General features: G+C 67.5%; 18 protein-coding genes. 8 read left to right on the top strand and 10 right to left on the bottom strand.

The window, feature by feature from the left end; translation table 11 throughout:
• Window positions 1–66 precede the first annotated feature (66 nt).
• Genes ACSYHF_RS16820 through ACSYHF_RS16835 form a run of 4 tightly spaced genes read right to left on the bottom strand, consistent with a single transcriptional unit; the run spans window position 67 to window position 3,877 of the window.
• On the bottom strand, window positions 67–723 hold the full coding sequence (locus tag ACSYHF_RS16820) for a response regulator (RefSeq protein WP_005419171.1): 657 nt from the start codon (window positions 721–723) through the stop codon (window positions 67–69).
• Between the two features lie 28 nt (window positions 724–751).
• Window positions 752–1,807 (bottom strand): ABC transporter substrate-binding protein, encoded by a 1,056-nt coding sequence (locus tag ACSYHF_RS16825; protein ID WP_095377943.1) that lies wholly within the window; start codon window positions 1,805–1,807, stop codon window positions 752–754.
• Entirely contained in the window at window positions 1,804–3,195 is a 1,392-nt protein-coding gene (locus ACSYHF_RS16830; RefSeq protein ID WP_032954514.1) for a sensor histidine kinase, read from the bottom strand. Before ACSYHF_RS16830 ends, ACSYHF_RS16825 begins: the two co-directional genes overlap by 4 nt.
• Entirely contained in the window at window positions 3,188–3,877 is a 690-nt protein-coding gene (locus ACSYHF_RS16835; protein WP_005419188.1) for a response regulator transcription factor, read from the bottom strand. Before ACSYHF_RS16835 ends, ACSYHF_RS16830 begins: the two co-directional genes overlap by 8 nt.
• A gap of 242 nt (window positions 3,878–4,119) precedes the next feature.
• On the opposite strand from ACSYHF_RS16835, the gene ACSYHF_RS16840 reads away from it, so the two are divergent.
• The 4 genes from ACSYHF_RS16840 to ACSYHF_RS16855 all read left to right on the top strand — a co-directional run bounded on the left by ACSYHF_RS16840 (window position 4,120) and on the right by ACSYHF_RS16855 (window position 9,928).
• Window positions 4,120–5,259, top strand: a complete 1,140-nt coding sequence (locus ACSYHF_RS16840; RefSeq protein WP_447576444.1) for an OprO/OprP family phosphate-selective porin — start codon at window positions 4,120–4,122, stop codon at window positions 5,257–5,259.
• Between the two features lie 75 nt (window positions 5,260–5,334).
• Complete coding sequence (locus ACSYHF_RS16845) at window positions 5,335–6,663, top strand: CitMHS family transporter (RefSeq protein ID WP_005419191.1); 1,329 nt, start codon at window positions 5,335–5,337, stop codon at window positions 6,661–6,663.
• Between the two features lie 24 nt (window positions 6,664–6,687).
• Entirely contained in the window at window positions 6,688–7,428 is a 741-nt protein-coding gene (gene phbB, locus ACSYHF_RS16850; protein ID WP_005419193.1) for an acetoacetyl-CoA reductase, read from the top strand.
• A gap of 202 nt (window positions 7,429–7,630) precedes the next feature.
• A complete protein-coding gene (locus ACSYHF_RS16855) occupies window positions 7,631–9,928 on the top strand; it encodes a TonB-dependent receptor (RefSeq protein ID WP_262090946.1) in 2,298 nt (765 codons plus the stop codon).
• Window positions 9,929–10,455: 527 nt separating this feature from the next.
• Here the strand turns inward: ACSYHF_RS16855 and ACSYHF_RS16860 are convergent.
• On the bottom strand, window positions 10,456–11,709 hold the full coding sequence (locus ACSYHF_RS16860) for a flavohemoglobin expression-modulating QEGLA motif protein (protein ID WP_447575831.1): 1,254 nt from the start codon (window positions 11,707–11,709) through the stop codon (window positions 10,456–10,458).
• 183 nt (window positions 11,710–11,892) lie between these two features.
• On the bottom strand, window positions 11,893–13,002 hold the full coding sequence (rsgA, locus tag ACSYHF_RS16865; RefSeq protein WP_188247867.1) for a ribosome small subunit-dependent GTPase A: 1,110 nt from the start codon (window positions 13,000–13,002) through the stop codon (window positions 11,893–11,895).
• A gap of 114 nt (window positions 13,003–13,116) precedes the next feature.
• Here rsgA and ACSYHF_RS16870 point away from each other — a divergent pair, with 114 nt between their 5' ends.
• From ACSYHF_RS16870 to ACSYHF_RS16880, 3 genes are read left to right on the top strand one after another with little or no spacing between them, the layout of a single operon-like run.
• Window positions 13,117–14,391, top strand: coding sequence for a pyridoxal phosphate-dependent aminotransferase (locus tag ACSYHF_RS16870; RefSeq protein ID WP_005419200.1), 1,275 nt, complete (start codon window positions 13,117–13,119; stop codon window positions 14,389–14,391).
• 3 nt (window positions 14,392–14,394) lie between these two features.
• Entirely contained in the window at window positions 14,395–15,012 is a 618-nt protein-coding gene (locus tag ACSYHF_RS16875; protein WP_447575832.1) for an SGNH/GDSL hydrolase family protein, read from the top strand.
• Between the two features lie 4 nt (window positions 15,013–15,016).
• Window positions 15,017–15,736 carry a methyltransferase domain-containing protein gene (locus ACSYHF_RS16880; RefSeq protein WP_005419203.1) on the top strand — a complete coding sequence of 240 codons (720 nt, stop codon included), beginning with the start codon at window positions 15,017–15,019 and terminating at the stop codon, window positions 15,734–15,736.
• A gap of 124 nt (window positions 15,737–15,860) precedes the next feature.
• Here ACSYHF_RS16880 and ACSYHF_RS16885 read toward each other — a convergent pair whose 3' ends face one another.
• Window positions 15,861–16,640 carry a polysaccharide deacetylase family protein gene (locus tag ACSYHF_RS16885; RefSeq protein WP_447575833.1) on the bottom strand — a complete coding sequence of 260 codons (780 nt, stop codon included), beginning with the start codon at window positions 16,638–16,640 and terminating at the stop codon, window positions 15,861–15,863.
• A 59-nt stretch (window positions 16,641–16,699) separates the two neighbouring features.
• Here ACSYHF_RS16885 and grxD point away from each other — a divergent pair, with 59 nt between their 5' ends.
• Window positions 16,700–17,626: a Grx4 family monothiol glutaredoxin gene (gene grxD, locus ACSYHF_RS16890; RefSeq protein ID WP_005419209.1), complete on the top strand. Its 927-nt coding sequence runs from the start codon at window positions 16,700–16,702 to the stop codon at window positions 17,624–17,626.
• 122 nt (window positions 17,627–17,748) lie between these two features.
• Here grxD and ACSYHF_RS16895 read toward each other — a convergent pair whose 3' ends face one another.
• The 3 genes from ACSYHF_RS16895 to ACSYHF_RS16905 all read right to left on the bottom strand — a co-directional run bounded on the left by ACSYHF_RS16895 (window position 17,749) and on the right by ACSYHF_RS16905 (window position 22,827).
• On the bottom strand, window positions 17,749–18,288 hold the full coding sequence (locus ACSYHF_RS16895; RefSeq protein ID WP_005419210.1) for a DUF924 family protein: 540 nt from the start codon (window positions 18,286–18,288) through the stop codon (window positions 17,749–17,751).
• A 43-nt stretch (window positions 18,289–18,331) separates the two neighbouring features.
• Window positions 18,332–19,108 carry an AMP nucleosidase gene (locus ACSYHF_RS16900; protein ID WP_049415280.1) on the bottom strand — a complete coding sequence of 259 codons (777 nt, stop codon included), beginning with the start codon at window positions 19,106–19,108 and terminating at the stop codon, window positions 18,332–18,334.
• 125 nt (window positions 19,109–19,233) lie between these two features.
• A complete protein-coding gene (locus tag ACSYHF_RS16905) occupies window positions 19,234–22,827 on the bottom strand; it encodes an autotransporter domain-containing protein (protein WP_447575834.1) in 3,594 nt (1,197 codons plus the stop codon).
• Window positions 22,828–23,056 lie beyond the last annotated feature (229 nt).

Consider the following 23,056-nt stretch of genomic DNA (forward strand, 5'->3'; position numbering starts at 1 on the left):
CGCGTTGGCGCAGTTGATTCGAGCAGCTCAGAATGCTCTCACCGAGAGCCAAGTGCCCTGCCCAGGTCAGCCGTCCATCCCTGCCCGCGCGTCGCCTTCCGGTTCCAGCGCCTTCACCAGCACCGCCGCCTGCGTGCGGCTATGGCATTCGAGCTTCTTCAGGATGGCAGTGACGTGCACCTTCACCGTGTTCTCGGCCAGGCCCAGCTCGTAGGCGATCTGCTTGTTGAGCAGGCCATCGGCCAGGCACAGCAGCACGCGGAACTGCTGCGGGGTCAGCTGGGCCAGGCGGCTGGCCAGCAGCGCATCGGCCTCCGAGCGCTCGGCGGCCATTGCCGGGAACCACAGGCCGCCGTCGAGCACCGCCTGCACGGCCTCGCCGATGGTCTCGGCCGGGGCCGACTTCGGGATGAAGCCGGCCGCGCCGAACTGCTGGGCACGGCGGATCACCCGCGGATGGTCGTTGGAGGAGAGGATCACCACCGGAATGTCGGGATGCGAGCCACGCACGTGCAGCAGCGCGGAAAAGCCGTGCGCGCCAGGCATGGTCAGGTCGAGCAGCACCAGGTCCACGTCCGGCTGCGCGTCGAGCGTCTCGGCCAATGCCTCGGCGCTCGCAACCTCGCGCACCTGTGCCAACGGCAGGCTCTGCCGCAAGGACTGCACCACCGCCGAACGCAGCAGCGGGTGGTCATCGGCGATCAGGATGGTGTATTCGCTCATACCGCCATTGTACGGGCAGGTCGCCGCCTCAGCGCCCGGCCGGCTCGACGCTGCTGCGCCAGGCATCGAGAAACTGGCGACGCTTGAGCGCGTCCAGATACACCAGCAGGCCCGGACCCAGCTGGATCGGGCGGCGGCTGCGGCCCGGCGCATCATCGCCGCGCGCGTTGCCGGTCACGATCGGCATCAGCCGTGCCTCGCGCGACAGCACCTGCTGGCCGCGTGGCGACAGCAGGTAGTCGAGGAAGCGCCGGGCTTCTTCCGGGTGTGGGCCGGTACGCGGGATCACTGCGGTACGCAGCACCACCAGCGTGTAGTCCTCGGGCTCCACAATGCCCAGCGGCGCGCCGGCATCAACGCGCGCCTGCGCGTAGGAGCCAAGCACGTTGTAGACCAGCGACAGCTGGCCACTGGCCACCTGGTCCAGCAGCACGCCGGTGCGCTCCTCGCGCACCACGTCGTTGTCGCCGAGCGCGCCCAGCAGCGCGCCGGCAATGCTGCCGCGCTGCGCGTCCTGGGTCGCCAACAGGTAGCCGACGCTGCTGCGCTCGATGTCATAGGTGCCGACCCTGCCGCGCAGGGGTGCACCTTCAGCACGCAGCCGGTCCAGCAGCTGGCGGCGCGTGTGCGGCACCTTGGCCGAAGGAATCGCGCGGGTGTTGTAGACCATCACCACCGGCTCGTAGCTGATGCCGAACGCCTCGTTGCGCCACTGTGCCCAGGCCGGCAGCGCGGCGGTCTGCGCCGAACGGTGTGGCAGCGCGTGACCGTCATTGACCAGCTTGGTCTGCAGGTCCATGCCGCTGGAGATCAGCAGGTCCGGTGATGCCGGGCCGCCGCGGTCGTGCAGGTACCGCGCGTACAGGTCCTGGGTGATGATGTCCTCGTACACCACCTCGGTGCCGGGGTGCAGGCGCTGGTAGTCGGCGATGACCACCGCGAACACTTCGATGTCGGTGGTGCCGTGGATGCGCAGCTGAGCGGTGGCCGCTCCCTGTGCGGGAAAACGGCGCACATCGCCGGGCGCAGCCAACACCGGCAGGGCCAGCAGCAGCGCAACAGTCGTGGCGAACAAGCGGATCATGGACTGCTCCGGGGCAGGCGGATGGTGGCGACCAGCCCGCCCTGCGGGCGGTTGCTCAGGTCAATGCGGCCGCCATGGCTGTCGACCACGCGCTTGACGATGGCCAGGCCCAGCCCGGCACCACCTGAGGGCGCGCCTTCGCCACGGGCGAAACGCTCGAATACGCGCTCGGCATCGGCCGGGGCGATGCCCGCGCCGTGGTCGGCGATGGTCAGCACGGCCTGCTCGCCTTCCACGGTAAGGGCAATCTGCAAGTCGCCGTCACCGCCGTACTTCAGTGCGTTGTCGACCAGGTTCTTGATCGCCTCGCGCAGCAGCAGCGCATCGCCGTGCACCAATGCCGGTTCGGCGGTCATCGCCAACTGCACGCGCGGCGCCGGACCGGCCTGCGGCAGCGCTTCATGCAGGGCCTGGTGCACGGTCTCGGCCAGGTCCACCGCCGCAAAGCGCTGCAGGTGCGAACGATGGATCACGCTGGCGTCGCTGAGCAGCTGGTTGAGCAGCCGGCTCATATGCGTGGCGTTGCGCTCGATCGCCTGCAGGCTGCGTCGCATGTCCTCCGGATCGTCATCATCCAGCGCCAGCTGTGCCTGTGCGCGCAATGCCGCCAGCGGCGTGCGCATCTGGTGCGCAGCCTCGGCCATGAACGCGCGCAGTGTCTCGTTGCTGCTGGACAGGCGTTCCATGAAGCGGTTCAGCGCCGCCACCATCTGGTCCATCTCGCGCGGAACGCGGGCATCCAGCGGCTTCAGGTCGGACGGCTCCCGTCGCGACAGCTCGCGCTCCACCCGCACCAGCGGCCGGAATGCGCGATGCACGCCGAACGCCACCAGTGCCAGCAGCAGCCCGGACAGCACGCCGATCGCCAGCAACGCGCGATTGACCATGTCCTGCGCGACCGCTTCACGCGCACGCCGGGTCTGGCCGACCTGGACCTGCACCTCGCCCTGCGCCGAGGCAGCGGCGAAGCTGCGGCCGACCACCACGAAGCGCACGGTCTCGCCGCTGTAGGTGGCATCGAACAGCTGCGGCTGGGTACCGGGCCGGCGCGGCGCTGCCGGCAGGTCATCGTAGCCGGTGATCAGCGTGCCGCGGCTGTCGGCCACGCGATAGAACACGCGGTCCTCCGGCGCCATCGCCAGCAGGTCCAGCGCCGCATACGGCAGATCGACCTGCCACTGCCCATCGACCAGCGCCACCGAATCGGCGATGGACAGCGCCGAGGACACCAGCAGGTGATCGTAGGAACGGTTGGCGGCACGCTGGCCGTAATCGCGTGCGGCGAACAGCAGGGCCACCGCGAACACCGCCAGCAGCACGCCGAGATAGAGCAGCAGCGTGCGCCGCAGCGAACCCGGCGCCGCAGTCGCAGCGCGCGCGTCAGCCATCGGCGTCGGCATGGGTATCGCTGGCCTCCAGCAGATAGCCGACACCGCGCACCGTGGTGATGCGCAGCGGTGCGCCCGCCAGCTTCTTTCTCAGGCGGCCAACATACAACTCGATGGCATTCGGGCCCGCTTCGTCATCGAAACCGAACAGGCCGTTGCCGATCTCATCCTTGCCGACCACTTGGCCGAGGCGCCCGACCAGAATCTCCAGCAGGCGGTACTCGCGGTTGGGCAGTTCGATCGGTTCGCCGTCGAGGCTGACCCGGTGCGCAGCGTTGTCGAACTGGAAGCCGCCGATCTGCACCACTTCGCTGGCCTGGCCACGCGCACGCCGCAGCAGCACGCGGCAGCGCGCTTCGAACTCGCGGAAATCGAACGGCTTGCCCAGATAATCGTCGGCACCGACATCCAGCGCCTGCACGCGATCCTCGATGCCATCGCGCGCGGTCAGCATCAGCACCGGCGTGCTGTCACCGCGCTCGCGCATGCCGGCCAGCACGCGCAGGCCATCGAGCTTGGGCAGGCCGATGTCCAGCACCACCAGGTCGAAGCTCTGGTAACGCAGCACGCTGGCGGCGGCCAGGCCATCGGCCTGCCAGTCCACGGCGTGCCCGCTGCGGCGCATCCGGCGGATGATCGCATCGGCCAGATCCGGGTTGTCTTCGACCAGCAGCAGGCGCATGGGCACACGGGTGGGAGGGGAACCGAATGCTACCGCATGCCGCCGCCGCGCTTGCTGGGCACGGCACGGCGAGATCGGCGACACGCTTTTCGCTGCACCGCACAAACCGCTGACAGGACGATGACAGCTTGCCCGACCCAGACTGCGGCCGCGCACCGTCCGGTGCCCACGATTGCCGCGCGCCTGGCGCGCACCTGGGAGGGTTTGTGGAATTCACGTTTGCCTGGCGGCGTCCTGCCGCCATGATGGCGCTGGCTGCCCTGTCGGCGCCGGCCTTCGCTGCCGAAGACAACCGCCCGGTCACCGCCACCCTCGGTGGCCGCCTGCACCTGGACTTCGCCACCTTCGACAACGACAACCGCGGCACCCCGAACAAGGACGACACCGAGATCCGTCGCGCCTGGCTGGACGTGTCCGGCAAATTCTTCGTGGTCGACTACAAGCTGGAAGCCGACTTCTCCGGCGACCGCGTCGAGGCCAAGGATGTCTACCTGGCACGCAGCTTCGGCGAGGCCGGCAAGCTGACCGTCGGCCAGTTCAAGCAGTACTTCTCGCTGGATGACCGTACCAGCTCCAACTACGGCAGCTTCCTGGAGCGCGGCAACGCCGGCACCACGCTGGCGCCGCTGTACCGCCTGGGTGCGTCCTGGCAGGCCAATCCGGGGGATTTCACCTGGGCGGCCAGCCTCTACAGCCTGGAGAGCATCGACGCCTGGCAGGTGAAGGGCCGCGCGGCGGGTGGTCGCGTCACCTGGGCGCCCTCGCCCAGCGACGGTGACGTGCTGCACCTGGGCCTGTCGCTGGCCCGCGAGGCCTACGACAACCCGGGGGCCAACGGCGTGCCCGGCCTGCGTATCCGCCCGCGCCCGGCCGGCCACCTGTCCGACAACAGCCGCCTGACCCTGGTCGACTTCTCCGCCGGCCGCGATACCGACGTCAACAAGTGGTCGCTGGAATACGCGCAGGTGCGCGGCCCGTTGTCGTGGCAGGGCGAGTTCAGTGGCGCCACCTTCGATGATGGCGCCCAGCGCGGCGACGTGATGGCGGCCTACGCCATGCTCAGCTGGTTCGTCACCGGCGAAAGCCGTGCCTACGACCGCAAGACCGGCCGCTTCGCACGGGTCAAGGACATCCGCCACAAGGCTGGGGCCTTCGAAGTAGCGCTGCGTTACGACCAGATGTGGGGCGCGCAGCACCTCGATGGCGCGCCGGACCTGCGCCGTGGCAGCACCGAAGCCTGGACGCTGGGTGGCAACTGGTACCTGCGCGACAACCTGCGCTTCATGCTCAACGTGATCGAAAGCCGCAACCGCGACCGCCTGGCCGGGGTCACGGTGGACCGCACGCGCGCGGTCACCGGCCGCCTGCAGTACGACTTCTAAGCCAGCTGTGCCGGGCAAACCACCCGGCCCCCTTCCACTCCCCCACATCCTGTTTTCGCAAGGAGTCCGCAGATGATGCTGAGCATCCTCGGCTTTGGCATGGTCATTACATTCATGTACTTGATCATGAGCAAGCGGTTGTCGCCGCTGGTGGCCCTGATCACCATTCCCATCCTGTTCGCGCTGATCGGCGGCTTCGGTGCCGGCATCGACGAGATGATGCTGGAGGGCATCAAGAAGATCGCGCCGACCGGCGTGATGCTGATGTTCGCCATCCTCTACTTCGGGGTGATGATCGACGCCGGCCTGTTCGATCCGCTGGTAAGGGTGATCCTGCGCTTCGTCAAGGGCGACCCGATGAAGATCGTGCTGGGCACTGCGGTGCTGGCGATGCTGATCTCGCTCGATGGCGACGGTTCGACCACCTACATGATCACCGTCTCGGCGATGCTGCCGCTGTACCAGCGCCTCGGCATGAACGCGCTGAACATGACCTGCGTGACCATCTTGGCCGGCGGCGTGATGAACCTGACCCCGTGGGGCGGCCCGACCGCACGCGCGGCCACCGCGCTGCACGTGGACCCGGCCGATGTGTTCGTGCCGCTGATCCCGTCGATGGTGATCGCCTGTGCCGGCGTGCTGCTGCTGGCCTGGTACCTGGGCCTGAAGGAACGCCGTCGCCTCGGCGTGGTGACCCTGCCCAAGGGCGGCAGCTGGATGGACAACAGCGTGTCCGATGACAGCAATCCGCTGCCGACCGTGGAAGACGCCGAGGACATCAAGCGTCCGAAGCTGCTGTGGGTCAACCTGGCCCTGACCGTGGCGCTGATGACCGCGCTGATCATCGGCGTGCTGCCGATGCCGGTGCTGTTCATGGTCGGCTTCGCCATCGCCCTGGTGATCAACTACCCGAACCTGGCCGAGCAGCGCCGCCGCGTGGTCAACCATGCCGGCAACGTGCTGTCGGTGGTGTCGCTGATCTTCGCTGCGGGCATCTTCACCGGCATCCTCAACAACACCGGCATGGTCGAGGCGATGTCACACAGCTTCCTGGCGGTGATTCCGGAGTCGTGGGGCCCGTACCTGGCGGTGATCACCGCCGTGGCGTCGATGCCGTTCACCTTCTTCATGTCCAACGACGCGTTCTACTTCGGCGTGCTGCCGATCCTGTCCGAGGCCGCCGGCAACTACGGCATCACCCCGGTGGAAATGGCGCGCGCCTCGCTGGCCGGCCAGCCGGTGCACCTGCTCAGCCCGCTGGTGCCCTCCACCTACCTGCTGGTGGGCCTGGCCAAGGTCGAATTCGCCGACCACCAGAAGTTCACCCTGAAGTGGGCCATCGCCATCTCGATGCTGCTGATGATCGGCAGCCTGCTGTTCGGCCTTTACCCCCTCGCCGCCTGACCCTTTGCCAAGGAGCCTTCTGCAATGACGCTTCGAATCGCTTACGTCACCAGTGGAATGGGCAGTGTCGGCACTGCCATCTGCCAGAGCCTGGCCCGCAGCGGCCACACCGTGGTTGCCGGCTGCGCGCCGAACTCGCCGCGCAAGGCCAACTGGCTGCGCGAGCAGCGCGAACAGGGCTTCGACTTCATCGCCTCCGAAGGCAACGCCACCGACTGGGCCTCGACCAGCGCCGCGTTCGCCAAGGTCCGCGCAGAAGTCGGTGAAGTGGACGTGCTGGTCAACAACTCCGGCGGCAGCCGCGACCTGCTGTTCCGGCAGATGACGGTGGAAGACTGGAATGCGGTGATCGCCTCCAACCTCAATGCGCTGTTCAACCTGACCAAGCAGGTGGTCGATGGGATGGCCACGCGTGGCTGGGGCCGCATCATCAACATCGGTTCGGTCAGCGCCCACAAGGGCCAGATCGGCCAGGTGAACTACGCCACCGCCAAGGCCGCGATGCACGGTTTCAGCCGTGCACTGGCCGCCGAAGTGGCCTCGCGCGGCGTTACCGTCAACACGCTGTCGCCGGGTTACATCGCCAGCCAGGCGATCAGCAGCTTCCCGCCGGACGTCCTGGATCGGCTGGCCGCATCGGTGCCGGTGCGCCGCCTCGGCCGCCCCGAGGAAGTGGCCGGCCTGTGCGCGTGGCTGGCCTCGGATGAAGCCTCGTACGTGACCGGTGCCGACTATCCGGTCAACGGTGGCCTGTACATGGGTTGAGCCCTCCCCCACGGAGTGCGCGGGGCCGGTGAACCTTCGTTCGCGAGGGGGATCCGGCCCCTTTTTCCATCTGGTAGCAGGACACGCACGGGGGCCTGCGTCGTTCGTTGGTTTTTCGTAAAGAAGGTTTCATGTTCCGTTCGCATAGTGGCCATGCACCGCGCACGCGTGCCGGTGACCACCCCCCATGCAACGGACCACCATGCAGACCCGACACCTGACGATCGCCGTGGCGATCGCGCTCTCCGCCGCCGCCAGCGCCCATGCCGCCACCGCCGCCGATACCGGCGCCAGCACCGATGCCGCGCTGAGCGCGCAGACGCTGGACACCGTCTCCGTGATCGGCCAGGGCGAGACCCGCCAGGTGCAGCGCATCACCACCGTCGACAAGCAGGTGCTGCCGCCGGGTACCAGTGGCCAGAAGATCCTCGACCGCCTGCCGGGCGTGTCGGTGCAGTCCAACGATGCCTTCGGTGCCAATGAGGAATCGCAGACCATCAGCCTGCGTGGCTTCGACAAGAGCCGCCTCGGCTATACGCTGGACGGCATTCCGCTGGGTGACAACAGCTACGGCAACTACAACGGCCTGAGCATCGCCCGCGCGATCATTGCCGAGAACCTGGCCGGTGCCGAGCTGTCGCAGGGCATCGGTTCGCTGGGCGTGGCTTCGACCAGCAACCTGGGCGGCACCATCCAGTATTTCTCGATGGACCCGTCCACTGAATTCGGTGGCCGCGCCAGCGTCACCGTCGGCGACAACAACCAGCGCCGTGGCTACCTGCGCGTGGACACCGGCGACCTCAACGGCTTCTCGGCCTATGTGTCCGGCGTGCACCAGGACCAGGACATGTGGGCCGCGCCGTACCAGAACCAGACCACCCGCCAGTTCAACGCCAAGGCCGTGTGGAATATCGGCGACCACCGTTTCGGCGCGTTCGTGGCGACCTCGCGCGCCAGCCAGGCCAACTACGCCTACCTGTCCAAGGACATGCTGGCCCGCGGCCTGGGCTATGACTGGAACATCTACGCACCGGACTGGGACCGCGCCGTCGCTGCTGCGTACTGCGCGCCGGGCACCTACAACAAGGCGCGCTGCAGGTTCAGCGGCGGCGTCAACAGCATCGACGATGCGTACTACCAGAGCCGTGCACTTCGCGACGACAACCTCTATTCGGTCGATGCCGACCTGCGCCTGGGCGAGCAGGGTCGCCTGAAGTTGCTGGCCTACCACCACGACAACCGTGGCCAAGGCCACTGGTGGGCACCGGGCCAGCCGTCCTACCCGGGCACCGACAGGATGCTGCCGATTTCGATCCGCAGCACCAACTACACGATCAACCGCGATGGTGTGACCGCCGCGCTGTCGTGGACGGTGGGCATCCACGAACTGGAGGCCGGCCTGTGGTACGAGCAGAACGACCATAACGTGTCGCGCAACTTCTACTACATCAGCGGCCCGTTCCTGGACGACCTGTACCTGAAGAACCCGGACCGCCTGCTGTTCAACCAGGATTTCGACATCCGCACGCGCCAGTTCTACGTGCAGGACCGCATGCGCTTCCTCGACCAGCGCCTGACCGTGGACGTGGGCATCAAGAGCCCGAACACCCGCATGCGCGCCACCGCCCAGCCGGGCGTGGAAACCAGCATCGCTTCGGGCACGCTGACCGCCAAGAAGTCGGTGCTGCCGCAGGTGGGCCTGGGCTTCAAGCTCAACGCCAACAATGAACTGTTCGCCTCGTACGCCGAGAACATCGCCGCCTTCGTCGGTGGCGGCAGCGGTGGCCCGTTGCAGGTGTCGCCGGAATCGTTCGCAGCCAGCGCCGGCCTGGAGCCGGAGAAGTCCAAGAGCCTGGAAGCCGGCTTCCGTACCTTCGGCGAGAAGTACCAGGCCTCGATCGCGGCCTACAACGTGAAGTTCGACAACCGCCTGCTGTCGCTGAACCCGTGTTCCAGCATCGAAGTCGGCACGCGTCCGGAGTGCGTAACGCGCTTCATCAATGTCGGTTCGGTGAAGAGCCACGGCGCGGAACTGACCTTCATCCTCAAGCCGATCGACGGCCTGCAGTGGTACAACGCGCTGTCCTGGAACAAGACCACCTACGAGGATGACTACACCTCGGGCGGCGCGATCGTGCCGGTGGCCGGCAAGATCACGGTGGATACGCCGCAGCGCATGGCCTCCAGCGAGATCAGCTGGAACCGCGATGGCTTCTTCGCCAGCCTGCGTGCCAAGTACACCGGCAAGCGCTACTACACCTACACCAACGACCAGTCGGTGCCGGGCGTGACCACCTTCGACGCCGGTGCAGGCTACGACTTCGGCCCGGGCCTGGGCCTGCGCAACGTTCGGGTGTCGTTGAATGCGACCAACCTGACCAACAAGCGCTACGCCGGCCAGCTGAGCTCGTTCGCACCGACCGATCCGAAGGGCACGCGCTATGCGATCCATGCGAGCGCACCGCGGCAGCTGTTCATGACGGTGGCGGCGGAGTTCTAAATCGAAAGCGTTGCCCCGCGGCGTCTTGATTACCGCTGCGGGGCAGGGCCGGATGGGCCGGCGCAGGACACGCCGTAAACCCATCCATGGGGGCTCGATGGCGCCATCCATGGCGCCAACGGTCCTGCGCCGGCCCATCCGACCCTGCTCGACGGTTTCCCGCGCCACGGTGCGGAGGACAAAGAAGAGCAAGAGCAAAGAGCCGGGCATTGCCCGGCTCTTTGCTTTTCCAGATTTTCAAGCGCAATCCCTTCGGCGCGGTGATGTGCTGCCGCCCGCGCGGGAAACTGTCTGGCGGCGGTGGCGCACCCTGGCCAGGACCGTGAGGCGCATGGATGCGCCGATCGAGCCCCCATGGGTGAGGGCGCTTTGCTTGCGAAGCACTGCTTCGCAAGCGCCCGAACGCCCAGCCGCCAGCGGCTGGGCCGGACCGCGAAGCGGGGTTTACGGCGTGTCCTGGCCAGGGTGCGCCACCGCCGCCCAGCGATATCAATCGAGGCGCCAGCGCATCATCCCGCCAACGCATTTCATTCCGGCGCCAGCTGGTCCATCCGTATCCGGTTGGCAAACAGCGAAAACGCCAGCATGCCGGCCAGCCCATTCGCCCGGCTCACCCAATGCGGCAGCCAGCGCGGTGGCTTCAGCACCCCCGCCTCGAACAACGGTGCGAACGCGATCGCATCGGCCAGGCTCATCTTGCCGGCGAACAACCAGCGGCAGACCTGCAGGCGGTCCTCAGCCAGCATGTGGCGGAAGAAGGTATGCACCGACACCAGGCCGCGCAGGTACACCGTGTCCTTGGTGAAGGCCAGGCCGCCACTCGGCGGCACCCCACGGAACACGCGCTGTGCCGACGCAAAGCTCTCTTCGGCGTTCTGCCCGGCATCGCAGAAGTAGCGGAACACCTCGATGAAGTCGGCGCCTTCGCGGGCCATCGCAATCGCTTCAGTGCGCAGACTGATTCGCTTCAGGCGTTCGATGTCGATGCTGCCGGTGATCTGTTCGGCGAAGGTAGCCAGCCCTTCCTGGGTGGCCGTCACCCGCGGCGAGGACAACGCCAGGCTGGGCAGCACCGGTTGTTCGCGGCCATTCAAGGCGGTCAGCGAATGCACCAGCACTTCGTGGTGGAACAGCTGCGCGCGGTCGTAGGCACTGAAGCGCGCACTGGTGCGCAGGCGGATGCGGGTCGGTCCGGCAGCGGCCTTGGACACCAGCTCTGGATCGAGCTGCACCTGGATGATGCGCGATTCGAAGAACGCATCCAGGTCATTCTGCAGCTGCAGCTGCAGGGCAATGGCCGAGACCGGCACCTGCTCTTCCGGCGCCAGCAGTTCGTGATCGAGTTCGGCAGCAATCTGGATGAAGTGACGCGCCGCTTCGCGCGTGCTCGGGCCATTGCCTGGCAACGGCTGCTCGGGCGCGCCGAACAGCTGCACCGAACAGGTATCGACGGCGGCAGTGCCCAGCCCCTCAAGCAGCTGCGCGGCCAGGTCCCAGCTCTGTGCCGACTGCCGCACGTAGTGGCCCAGCGGATGGCTGTCATCGCAGTCAGCGGCGATCACAGCCAGCGCGCGACGTTCTTCGCTGAAGTCCAGCCGTGGGTAATCCACCTTCGGCAGCACCGGCTGGCCACGTGCCACGCTGTCCAGGAACGGTGCCTGCAGCGTGGCCGGCCAGCTGGTCAGCCCCAGCAGGCGGATGCCTCCCACGGCCTCGACCAGGCGCGCATCGAGCGCTGCATGGTGGGCCACCTCACGGTCCAGCGTCGCGGTCGGTTCCATGGTCGGACTATAGCGCCCTGCCCTTGCTTTGGTAGGTGCCAACCTTGGTTGGCATGCGCCGACGGCGGGCTGCGGACAGATTCGTGCCAACCAAGGTTGGCACCCACCCGAAGCAGGCAGACGCGGGTTCAATACAGGGGTCGGAGCCCATTGCGAGGCAATGGGATCCGACCCCAACACCCATCAGCGCCTACGCGGCTTTCCGGCCGGGCGGAACTGCTGGCCCTTGCCCTTCTTGCCGCCACGTTCCTGCGCGGTCTCGGCCTGGCGCACCGCCAGCTTGGCGGCAGCGGCGGCCACTTCTTCCTTCAGCTTGAAATAGTTCAGCAGCCGGCTCTCTTCGATCTCGCCAGCGTCGATCGCTGCGCGGACAGCACAGCCCGGTTCCTGCTGGTGCTTGCAGTCGTTGAAACGGCACTGCGTGGCCAGCGCTTCGATGTCGGCGAAGCCACCTTCGGACAGCGTTTCTTCGCCGGTCGGCTTCAACTCGCGCATGCCGGGGGTGTCGATCAGGCAGGCGCCGGTCGGAAGCGGCATCAACGCGCGATGGGTGGTGGTGTGGCGGCCGCGCGAATCGTTGGCACGCACCGCGTTGGTCTTCATCCGCTGCTCGCCGAGCAGGGTGTTGGTCAGCGTGGATTTGCCGGCACCGGAGGAGCCCACCAGCACCACCGTGCGGCCCGGGCCCAGCCACGGTTGCAGCACCGCCACACTGTCGGCATCCAGGCCGTTGATCGCATGCAACGCGATGCCCTGTATCTCCAGTTCTTCCAGCACCGCCAGCGCATCCTCGCTGTACTCGGTCTGGTCGGCCTTGGTCAGCACCACCACCGGTTCGGCGCCGCCACCGCCGACCAGCAGCAGGTAGCGCTCGATGCGGCGCGGATTGAAGTCGGCATCCAGGCCACAAACGATGAACACCGTATCGATGTTCGCTGCGATCACCTGCTGGTGGTAGTGCTCGCCCGCCGCGCCACGCTTGATCGCGGTGCGACGCGGCAGCAGCGCAACGATGCGGATGCCGTCCAGCAGCACCCAGTCGCCCACTGCAGGCCGCTCGTGGCTGGGGAAGCGCGGGCGCTGCCATTCCGGCAGTGACTCCGCTTTGATCGCCGCATCCGGGCCATCGGCCACCACGTAATGGGTCCGGTGCTGCTCGATCACCCGCGCCGGGCGGGCCTGCGGGTGCGCGGCCATCATGGCCTGCCAGTCGGCCTGCTGCGCCGGGCCCGGCCAGGGCCAGCCGATGGTCTGCAGGGCGATGAAATCGGGGGTCTGGGTCATCGCCGCCATTCTACCTGTGACGGCCCCCGGCCAGCCCAGCAATGGCAGGCGCGGAGCCGTTGCCATGCACTGCAGCAATTCCGGTAGGATGGAATCCCCATGCCTTTTGACGGCCCAGCCCCCATGTCCACCCTTTCGCCCAAGCCCCTGGCCATCCGCGAGCGCCTTTCCGAAGTGCGCTACGAGATCCGCGGAGAACTGGCCCGGCGAGCGCGGGAGCTGGAGGCGCAGGGCCGCAAGCTGATCAAGCTCAACATCGGCAACCCGGGCAACTTCGGTTTCCGCGCACCCGAGCACCTGCAGCGCGCGATCGCCGACGACATGGGCCGCACCGACCCGTACACCCACCAGCAGGGCCTGCCGGTGGCGCGTGAAGCCATCGCCGATTACTACGCCCGCCGCGGCGCACCGGATGCACACCCGGACCGCGTGTTCGTCGGCAACGGTGTCAGCGAGCTGATCGACCTGTCGCTGCGCGCACTGCTCAATCCGGGCGATGAGGTGCTGGTGCCGTCGCCGGACTACCCGCTGTGGTCGGCCTCCACCATCCTCAACGATGGCCGACCGGTGTACTACCGCTGCGCCGCCGAAAACGGCTTCCAGCCGGACCCGAGCGAGATCGAGACACTGGTGTCGTCACGCACCCGCGCCATCGTGCTGATCAACCCGAACAACCCCAGCGGCGCCAGCTACCCGCGTGAACTGCTGGAGCGCGTGGTCGAGATCGCACGACGCCACAACCTGCTGTTGCTGGTCGATGAGATCTACGACCAGATCCTGTACGACGATGCGGTGTTCCAGCCGGTCGCGCCGCTGGCCGGCGACCATCCGTGCCTGACCTTCAGCGGCCTGAGCAAGGTGCACCGTGCCTGCGGCTGGCGCGTGGGCTGGGCCCACCTCAGCGGCGATGACGCGCGCCTGGGCGACTTCCGCGCCGCGCTGGACCTGCTGGGCGCGCTGCGCCTGTGCGCCAATGTACCGGGCCAGTACGCCATCGAGGCCGCAGTGAACGGCCCGGACACCATCTCCGAACTGTGCACCCCGGGTGGCCGCCTGTATGAAACCCGCCGTGCGGTGATCGACGCCTGCGAAGCCAGCGAGCACCTGTCGCTGGTCGCGCCGGCCGGTGCGCTGTATGCGTTCCCGGCCGTGGTCGGTGCCGCTGCCAAGGGCTTTGACGACCACAACTTCGCGCTGGACCTGATGAACAACGAAGGCGTGCTGGTGGTACCGGGTTCCAGCTTCAACGTGCCCTACCGCCATCATTTCCGCGTGACCCTGTTGCCGGAAGCCTCGGTGATGCGCGATGTGTTCGCCCGCATCGACCGCGTGCTGGCCCGGCGTGCCGAGGACGCGACCAAGGTCGTGCCGCTGAAGCCGCGCCGTTCGGTGGCCTGAGCGGTGGCGCTGTCCTACCTGGCGCTGGGCGACTCGTACACCGTCGGAGAAGCCGTTGCCGTCGAAGGCCGCTGGCCGCACCAGCTGGCCGCCGCCCTGCGTGCGCAGGATGTGGCGCTGGCCGACCCTCAGACCATCGCCACCACCGGCTGGACCACCGACGAGCTGGACGCCGGCATCGATGCGGCCGCACCCCAGGGTCCGTTCGATTTCGTCAGCCTGCTGATCGGCGTCAACAACCAGTACCGCGGCCGTCCGCTGGACGAGTACCGCGTACAGTTCCAGGCCCTGCTGCAGCGGGCGATCGGCTTTGCCGGGGGCCGCCCCGGGCGTGTGCTGGTGCTGTCCTTCCCCGACTGGGGCGCGACGCCGTTCGGTGCCGGCAGCGGCCGCGACCTGGCCACCATCGAGATCGAGACCGACGAGTTCAACGCAGCGGCCGAGGTGATCAGCACCCAGCAGGACGTGGCCTTCGTCGACATCACCGACATCAGCCGTGAGCAGAGTGACAACCCGGCAATGATCGCCGAAGACGGCCTGCACCCGTCGGCGCGGATGTACGCACTGTGGAGCGCGCGCGCGCTGCCGGTCGCCGCACACCTGCTCGGTGGCACGGACTGACACGATGGATGGTACGCCACGGAACGGCCCGCCCCTGCCCTGCACACCGCTGACCGCCCCGCAGGCCCGCGCGATCGCCGAAGCGTTCCGCCCGGCACGGGCCTGGGGCAGCCGCCGCGACTACTACTACACCCGCGGCAAGCTCGGCAGCGACCCGCTGTATGACGGCGTGCTGCAGCATCTGCCCGACGACGGGCAACCCCTGCTGGACCTGGGGTGCGGGCTGGGCCTGTTCGCCCACGTGCTGCGCCAGCGCAGCGGCACCCACCCCTACCTCGGCGTGGACGTGGATGCCGGCAAGATCACCCGTGCCCAGCGTGCCGCCGCCGGCCTGCACGCTGTACGCTTCGACTGCCTGGACGTGCAGGCGCCACTGCCGGCGCAGCCTGGACACGTCCTGTTGCTGGATGTGCTGCAGTACCTGGACGCGGGCCCACAACTGGCATTGCTGCGTGCGGCCAGCGCGCGGGTGGCCGCCGGCGGCCGCCTGCTGCTGCGCACGCCGCTGGCCACCGGCGATGGTCGCGACCGCACCACGCGGGTGGCGGACCGGTTGGCCTGGCTGGTCGGCTGGATGGGCACGCGGCCGCGCCACTACCCCGACCCGCACGTGCTGCAAGCGACACTGGCCGAGGCCGGATTGCAGGTGACGGCGCCGCGTCCCCTGCATGGGCGCACGCCATTCAACAGCTGGTTGCTGGTGGCCGAACGCCCCGCGCTGTAGAGCCGCGCTGCGACGTTTTTCCGGTGCTTCACACCGCCGCCCGAGCATCGGCTCGGGCGCTACAGCAGCGCCCCCTTGTAGAGCCGAGCCCATGCCCGGCTGCTCTACATCACCAGGGCCGGCGTTACGGGGCCGGCAGCCGCGCTTTCAGCCCGCGCTCGTCCAGTGCCTGCAGCACGCCCTCGATGATCGCCAGGTTGTGGCCGTGGGCGGCCCCCTCATGCAGCAGCACGATGGCCCCCGGGCGCAGATCCGGCAGCAGGCGGTCGAGCACCCCCTGCGCCGTGCAACCGATGCCGTCGAAGCCGCGCGCGCTCCAGCCGACCCGGACCAGGCCCAGCCGCTGCAGTACCGGCGCCACGAACGGATTGGTCATGCCCACCACCGAGCGGTACCAGCGCACCGGGCGACCGCTTACCGCCTGCAGCGCGTGCTGGCAGCCCTCGATCTCGGCGCGCATCGCCGCCGGGCCCAGCCGCCAGAAGCGCGCCTGCGGGTGGCTGTGGCTGTGGTTGCCCAGGTCGTGGCCGCGGTGCAGGATCTCCTGCACCAGCTCCGGCTGCGCCAGCGCGCGCTCGCCCACCAGGAAAAAGGTGGCATGGGCCTGGTGGCGGTCCAGCAGGTCGAGCACGGCACGGGTTTCCGGGCCAGGACCGTCATCAATGGTCAACCAGACGCTGTTGCCGACATCCGGCAACCGGCTCAGCACCGGCGCATAGAAGCGACTGTTGGGCAGGAACACCGGCACCATGAACAGTGCGTGGCTGGCCACCATCAGCGGCAGCCCCCAGTGCCAGCCCGCCAGGGCCCAGACCAGGATCACCAGCAGCTGCGACGCCACCAGCCAGGGCAGCCAGCGCCAGGGCCGGGTCGGGATGCGATGCAATGTTCCTGCGTTGCTCATCCCCCATGATGCCATGAGGCGTAGAATTGATGGTTCGAATTCCCGGAACCCCGACGTCCATGTCCCTCGATCCTGCCCTGCGTTCGCGCATCGAATCCATCCTCAACGCCAACCGCGTCGTGCTGTTCATGAAGGGCCAGCCGTCGATGCCGCAGTGCGGTTTCTCGGCCAAGGCCGTGGGCGCCCTGCAGGACCTGGGCGTCGAGTTCGCCCACGTCAACGTGCTGGCCGACCAGGAAATCCGTGAAGGCATCAAGGCCTATGGCGACTGGCCGACCATCCCGCAGCTGTACATCGACGGCGAACTGGTCGGCGGCAGCGACATCGTGCTGCAGATGGCCGCCAGCGGCGAGCTGAGCAGCGTGCTGGGGCTGCCGGCACCGGACCGTACCCCGCCGAGCATCACCGTCACCCCGGCCGCCGTGGAAATGCTCAAGGGCGCGCTGGCCGATGCCCCGGGCGCGGCCCTGCAGCTGTCCATCGACGCCGGTTTCCAGCCGAACTTCCAGCTGGCCCCGCACGACGAAGGCGCCATCGCTGCCGAGTCCAATGGCCTGCGCGTGCAGTTCGACCTGGCCAGCGCCCGTCGCGCCAACGGCATCACCATCGACTGGGTGGACGACATCCGCGGCAAGGGCCTGGCCATCGACAATCCGAACGCGCCCAAGCCGGTGCAGGAAATCAGCGTGCGCGATGCCGACGACCTGGTGCGTGCCGGCAACATCACCCTGGTGGACGTGCGCCCGGCCGACGAACGTGAGATCGCCGCCGTGGGCGTGCCGTTCAAGACCTTCGACGGCAACGGCCGCGCCGCGCTGGAAGCCCTGCCGAAGGACACCGCACTGGCCTTCATGTGCCACCACGGTGGCCGCAGCGCGCAGGCCGCCGAGCAGTTCCGCGCCCTGGGCTTCACCAAGGTGTTCAACGTGACCGGCGGCATCAACGCCTGGTCGGAAGACGTCGACAACGGCGTGCCGAAATACTGATTGACGGCGCGGGGTCAGCGCCCTTTCCTGCGGGAAGCGGATCTGGCCCCCGAAAAAAAAGGGGACGGAGGGGATTAAGTCGTTTGTGGCATAAACGACTTAATCCCCTCCGTCCCCTTTTTTCAGCCGGCGAATCCGCCTTCGGCCAGGTAGTCCAGTTCCTCCGGCGAGGGAATGCGCCCCAGCACGGCGTTGCGGTGCGGGAAACGGCCGAAGCGGCGGATGATGTCGCGGTGCAGCTCGGCGTACTGCAGGTATTCCTTGTCGCCCAGCACATCGAACATCGCCACCGAACGGTCCTGGTCCAACGGGTCCTCGGAGTGCTCGAACGGCAGGTAGATGAAGGCGCGCAGCTTCGGCACCAGCTGCAGGTCCAGGCCTTCCTCGATGGCGCGCATGGCGTAGTGCCGGGCCAGGCCATCGGTAGCATAGGAATGGGCAGTACCGCGGAAGCAGTTGCGCGGGAACTGGTCCAGCAGCAGCATCAGCGCCAGTGCGCCCTCGGCACTGCCCAGCCAGTGTTCACGCCCACGCGAAGCGGCGGCGAAATGCTCATCCAGGAACAACTGGCGGAACTGCGCGTCGAACGCATCGTCGCGGGCGAACCACTTCGCAGGGCCCGCTTCTTTCCAGAAATCCACCACTTGCGCGGCAACGTCCATCACCTACTCCCCAGGGCCGGCGCGCCGCGCCAGGCCATCATCATCATTCGTCGAAGCGCAGGTGGCGGACCGACTTGCCGTTGCGCCGGATAAGCTTAAGCGCCTCGATACCGATCTGGATATGGTTTTCCACGAACTGGGAGCTGACCTTGGCATCGGAGGCCTCGGTCTTGACCCCGTCGGGGATCATCGGCTGGTCCGAGACCAGCAGCAGCGCGCCACTGGGAATGTGGTTGGCGAAACCGGCTGCGAACACGGTGGCGGTTTCCATGTCGATGGCCATGCAGCGCATCGCCCGCAGCCGCTCCTTGAAGGCCTCGTCGTGCTCCCAGACCCGGCGGTTGGTGGTGTAGACGGTGCCGGTCCAGTAGTCGTGGCCGAGGTCACGGATCATGGTCGAGACTGCACGCTGCAGCGCAAACGCCGGCAAGGCTGGCACTTCCGGCGGCAGGTAGTCGCCCGACGTACCCTCGCCGCGGATCGCCGCGATCGGCAGCACCAGGTCACCCAGCTGGTTCTTGCGCTTGAGGCCACCGCACTTGCCCAGGAACAGCACCGCCTTGGGCATCACCGCCGACAGCAGGTCCATGATGATCGCGGCATTGGGGCTGCCCATGCCGAAGTTGATCATGGTGATGCCATCGATGGTGGCGCTGGCCATCGGCCGGTCCAGGCCGATGATGGGCGCACCGGTCAGCTCGGAAAAGGTGTGCAGGTAGCCGCCGAAGTTGGTCAGCAGGATGTGCTGGCCGAACTGGTCCAGCGGCACGCCGGTGTAGCGCGGCAGCCAGTTGTCGACGATTTCCTGCTTGCTCTTCATGGGCGGTCCGGTACGGCGTGGGGGCCGCCATTGTAGGCGTGCACGGGCCAACCCACACCTGGGCCGGCAACGAAGAAGGGCGACCCTGCGGCCGCCCTCCTGGTTTCCCTGCGGTAACCGGCGGCTTAGAAGCGCACCGACCAGCGCAGGTTGGCACTGTGGTCACGGCTTTCGTCGCCATACTGGCCGCTATAGCCCAGCTCCAGCTGCTGGCGTGCGGTCAACCATGCCGACAGCCCCAGTTCGGCCACCACCGTCCTGTCAGCCATCGGGGCACCGCTGACCACGAAGCTGTCGCTGCCGGTGGCAAAGGCGAAGCGGGCCGCCGGGTCGCGATCCCCGCTGGCATGGCGGTACCCGACGCCACCGCGCAGGTGCAGCCAGCTGTCCTGCTGGAACGAAGCCTTCAGGCCCTTGTCAAGACGCAGGCCGGCCGTGGCCACGGTGATACGGAGATCGTCCACCTCACCCTGCAGTGCAGCCGCGCCGCCGCGTTCGTTGACGCGCTTCATGTCCACTTCCACACGTGCGAGCTGCAGGTAAGGTTCCAGCCCCGCCTCGGGGCCGCCGAAGCGATAGCTCGCCTCGACGAACGCCTGGCGGGTGCGGCCGTCATAGCGTGCCGCCAGCGTATCGCTGTAACCGGAGAAGGCCAGCTCGCGGGTGCTCTTCACCTCATGCTCGCTCCAGGCCAGGCCACCCCGCAGGCCGAAGGCGCCCCAGTCGTGACTGGCATAGGCCCCCAGGTGCGTATTGTCGACCTTGGCACGCGCACGGCGTCCTTCCTGCTGCTTGGCATCGGTACGGCCGGTACCGGCCAGCATGCCGACCTGCCAGCCGTTGATCTCGCGGTCCACGCCTACCAGCAGGCCGCTGCTGTTGGCTTCGGTGCGTGCGGTGTTGCCATTGCCGTCCAGCGTGGTGCTGCCACCGATGGCCTGTACCCAGACCCCCGTGGCGGCGTCGCCGTCTGCTCCCGGCGCGCGTGCACCGACGCGGCGCGACAGTGCGGCATCACGCACGTAGCGGCTGCCCTCGACCAGGGCCATCGCGGTGGCCGCATGCAGCTCGCCGCTGAGGCCGTCCAGTGCAGCGCCTACCTGTTGAGGGAACAGCAGGGTCAGTGGGCGCGGCAGGCCCTGGTTGACCGCCAGCCGGTCGGCCACAGTGGCCACCGCGCGCTGGTTGTCGGTACTGGCGGCACTGGCGAGCGGATTGCCACGGGTGACTTCAATGCGCGCGCCACCGGTGCCATAGGACAGCCCGAATTTCAGGAACGGCGAGAACGCACTGAAGTCGGTGGTGGCGAACTGGCCACGGATTCCGCCGTCGGCACGGATGAAGTTGAACTGCTCACCCAGGTAATAGGTGCCTGCTTCCGGCAGGGCGATCAGGGTGCCGCCCAGGGTGGCGGTACCGGTGACGCGCAACTGGTCACTGTGCCCGCCCGGGGCCAGCTCGGCCTGGTACACACCGGTGGCGGTCTGCACGTAGTCGCCGTTGATGGTCAGCGTGCCGATCGAGTTGCCCGGTGCAACGATACCGGCCACGGTGGTATCGCCCAGCTGGCCGATGCCCTTCAGCGTGCCGTTCGGGCCAACGAGGGTGTGACCACCGCTCTGCGTGCCGTTGAACGACAGCACGCCACCGTTGACGGTCAGATCGGAGCCTGCGAGTACCCCGCCTGCATTCACACGACTGTTGCCCAGGCTGGTCAACGCGCTGTTTTCCAGCCTTCCGTTCAATTCGAACGTCCCCTGCGCGGCCACCGAGGTGTGGGCGCCGCGCTGCACACCGTCGAAGATGACCACGCCACCGTTGACGTTCAGGTCGGAGCCATCCAGCACACCGCGTGCGTTGATATGGCTGGAGCCCCCCTGACTGTTCAGCGCAGTGTTCTTCAACCTGCCATTGAGCAGGAAGCTACCGCCGGCCACGTCCACCGCTCCGGTGAGCGTATTGACGCCATCCAGTTCCAGCACGCCCTCGCGCACCAGCGCACCGTTGAAGCTGTTGTCGCCGCTCAAGCGCAGCCAGCCGATGCCGCTCTTGGTCAGCTTGCCGGGGCCGCCGATGTCGTTGGTCCAGTTGTCCCAGGCATCGCCCTCCCACACTTTCAGGCCACCGGCACGCTGGTTCATCACCACGTTGGTGTCCACGCGCAGCGAACCGTAACCCTCGATGGCCTTGGCCAGGTTCAACAGGCCCCAACCGTAGATGTCGTCGATGCCGGGCGCGCCCAGATCGGTGGTCGTGGTCAGCAGCACATCGCGCACCTGCGCGCTGTCCAGATAGGGGAAGCGTTCAAACAGCAGGCCCAGCGCGCCGGTGACGTGGGGCGCGGCCATGGAGGTTCCACTCAGCAGCGCATAGCCATAGGTAGGCACGCGCTGCTGGATGTCCAGGCTGACATTGCCGTTGGCGTCGATGCCGACGCTGCCGGCCAGGCTGGAATCATCACCATAGGCGGTCGATACGATGTCCGAACCCGGTGCGGCAAGGCACCAGTTGGCACTCAGGCCGCACTTGTTGGAGCGATTGCTCAGGGTCAGGTTGGTACCGACGTTGACCACGCTCAACCAGTACGGCTCGATGTCGGCGAATGCGCGCGGCAGCGTGGCGTAGAGGCCGGCGATGGGGCTCTGCGCAGGCGTCGGAATGACCGAACTGGTATTGCCGGCCGCCCACACCTGGATCATCCCGCGCGCACGCGATCCGTCGGCAAAGGTGTTCAGGTACTGGCGGTCGTCCGGGTCGTTGTAGATCGCGTCCATGTCCGTCGCTGTCGTCGGTTCCGTGACCAGGCCCCAGCTATGGTTGATGGCACGCACGCCCTGCGCGTTCATCTGGGCATACAGGTCCTGGAAGGCGCTGACTTTCGGGCCGATCGCGCCCAGTGTCACGACCGAGTAGCCAGTCGCCGTGCGCTGCCACTCGCGGATGCTGTCGGAGAACAGCCGGCCAACGGTCAGGTCCGAACCGAAGGACACACCGTGCATGCCGCTTCCGTCCCGGTTCGCCGCGATGGTGCCAGCAACGTGCGTGCCATGGATCTCGAACTGCATCCCCGGCTGCACATAGGGGCCCGACTCGATGATCCTGCGGATGTTGTCGGGCACATTGGCGTTGTACCCGACATAGCTGATCTGGACGTCATCGCCATCACTGGCGAAGCAGGCCGCCGGCCCACGCACTGCGGTGGTGTTGGTGCAGCGCGTGCCGTCAGCCATCAGATCGGCGATGCGGATGCTGCGGTTGTCCTTGCCGGCGAATTCCGGATGGTCCAGACCCGTGCCACTGTCGAATACGCCCAGGCGGATGCCCGCACCGGTCAGCCCGCGCGCATAGGCCACGTCGGCATTGATCGCAGCCAGGCCCCAGTCGAGTTCGAATTCACTGGTACGCCAGCTCGCAGCGTCGCCGGGCCTGCCCATGACCGGCTCCGCGGAAGCACCGACGCTGGGAGCCAGCGCCGCCACCGGAATCGCTACCGAGGGAGCGATCATCGCGGGAGCGGAGGCGCTCACTCCGCCTTGCGCGGCGAACGCCGACTGCAGGCTGCGCTGCAGCTGGTAACGGGCCAGGGCGTCGTCATTGTCCTGGGCCAGGACCGGCAGTGCGGTGGCCACCAGCAAGGAACCGACAATGGCCGACGCCAGCGGCGAGGGCAGGAAGGAACGGCGCGAAACGGTCGAACGGCGGAGCTTTGCAGCAGTCATCGGTTGCGTCCTTGATTCCATGAGAGGTACGGGCCCGGCTCCGTCGTTGGAGCAGGTGCGTAAGCTGGTGATACGGGTCAGCGCAAGACGTAATCAGCCCATCGCTTCATCCAACGTTAATATTTCCTTCACAAATCCTCCATCAGAAAATTCCTACCCCCCCCCCCCCCCACGCCCCTGTCCAAGGTCACTTGGCAAGCCACATCGGCCCCGGCTAGCGTCCGTGGAT

The organism is Stenotrophomonas maltophilia group sp. P373 (genome assembly GCF_053295075.1).

Bases quoted from the DNA above. Each gene is read 5' to 3' on its own strand.
- ACSYHF_RS16840 (WP_447576444.1), top strand. From the start codon at position 4,120: ATGATGGCGCTGGCTGCCCTGTCGGCGCCGGCCTTCGCTGCCGAAGAC.
- ACSYHF_RS16825 (WP_095377943.1), bottom strand. From the start codon at position 1,807: ATGATCCGCTTGTTCGCCACGACTGTTGCGCTGCTGCTGGCCCTGCCG.
- ACSYHF_RS16860 (WP_447575831.1), bottom strand. From the start codon at position 11,709: ATGGAACCGACCGCGACGCTGGACCGTGAGGTGGCCCACCATGCAGCG.
- ACSYHF_RS16845 (WP_005419191.1), top strand. From the start codon at position 5,335: ATGCTGAGCATCCTCGGCTTTGGCATGGTCATTACATTCATGTACTTG.
- ACSYHF_RS16885 (WP_447575833.1), bottom strand. From the start codon at position 16,640: ATGAGCAACGCAGGAACATTGCATCGCATCCCGACCCGGCCCTGGCGC.
- ACSYHF_RS16870 (WP_005419200.1), top strand. From the start codon at position 13,117: ATGTCCACCCTTTCGCCCAAGCCCCTGGCCATCCGCGAGCGCCTTTCC.
- ACSYHF_RS16895 (WP_005419210.1), bottom strand. From the start codon at position 18,288: ATGGACGTTGCCGCGCAAGTGGTGGATTTCTGGAAAGAAGCGGGCCCT.
- rsgA (WP_188247867.1), bottom strand. From the start codon at position 13,002: ATGGCGGCGATGACCCAGACCCCCGATTTCATCGCCCTGCAGACCATC.
- ACSYHF_RS16835 (WP_005419188.1), bottom strand. From the start codon at position 3,877: ATGCGCCTGCTGCTGGTCGAAGACAACCCGGATCTGGCCGATGCGATC.
- ACSYHF_RS16830 (WP_032954514.1), bottom strand. From the start codon at position 3,195: ATGGCTGACGCGCGCGCTGCGACTGCGGCGCCGGGTTCGCTGCGGCGC.
- ACSYHF_RS16820 (WP_005419171.1), bottom strand. From the start codon at position 723: ATGAGCGAATACACCATCCTGATCGCCGATGACCACCCGCTGCTGCGT.
- ACSYHF_RS16900 (WP_049415280.1), bottom strand. From the start codon at position 19,108: ATGAAGAGCAAGCAGGAAATCGTCGACAACTGGCTGCCGCGCTACACC.
- ACSYHF_RS16855 (WP_262090946.1), top strand. From the start codon at position 7,631: ATGCAGACCCGACACCTGACGATCGCCGTGGCGATCGCGCTCTCCGCC.
- grxD (WP_005419209.1), top strand. From the start codon at position 16,700: ATGTCCCTCGATCCTGCCCTGCGTTCGCGCATCGAATCCATCCTCAAC.
- phbB (WP_005419193.1), top strand. From the start codon at position 6,688: ATGACGCTTCGAATCGCTTACGTCACCAGTGGAATGGGCAGTGTCGGC.
- ACSYHF_RS16880 (WP_005419203.1), top strand. From the start codon at position 15,017: ATGGATGGTACGCCACGGAACGGCCCGCCCCTGCCCTGCACACCGCTG.
- ACSYHF_RS16905 (WP_447575834.1), bottom strand. From the start codon at position 22,827: ATGACTGCTGCAAAGCTCCGCCGTTCGACCGTTTCGCGCCGTTCCTTC.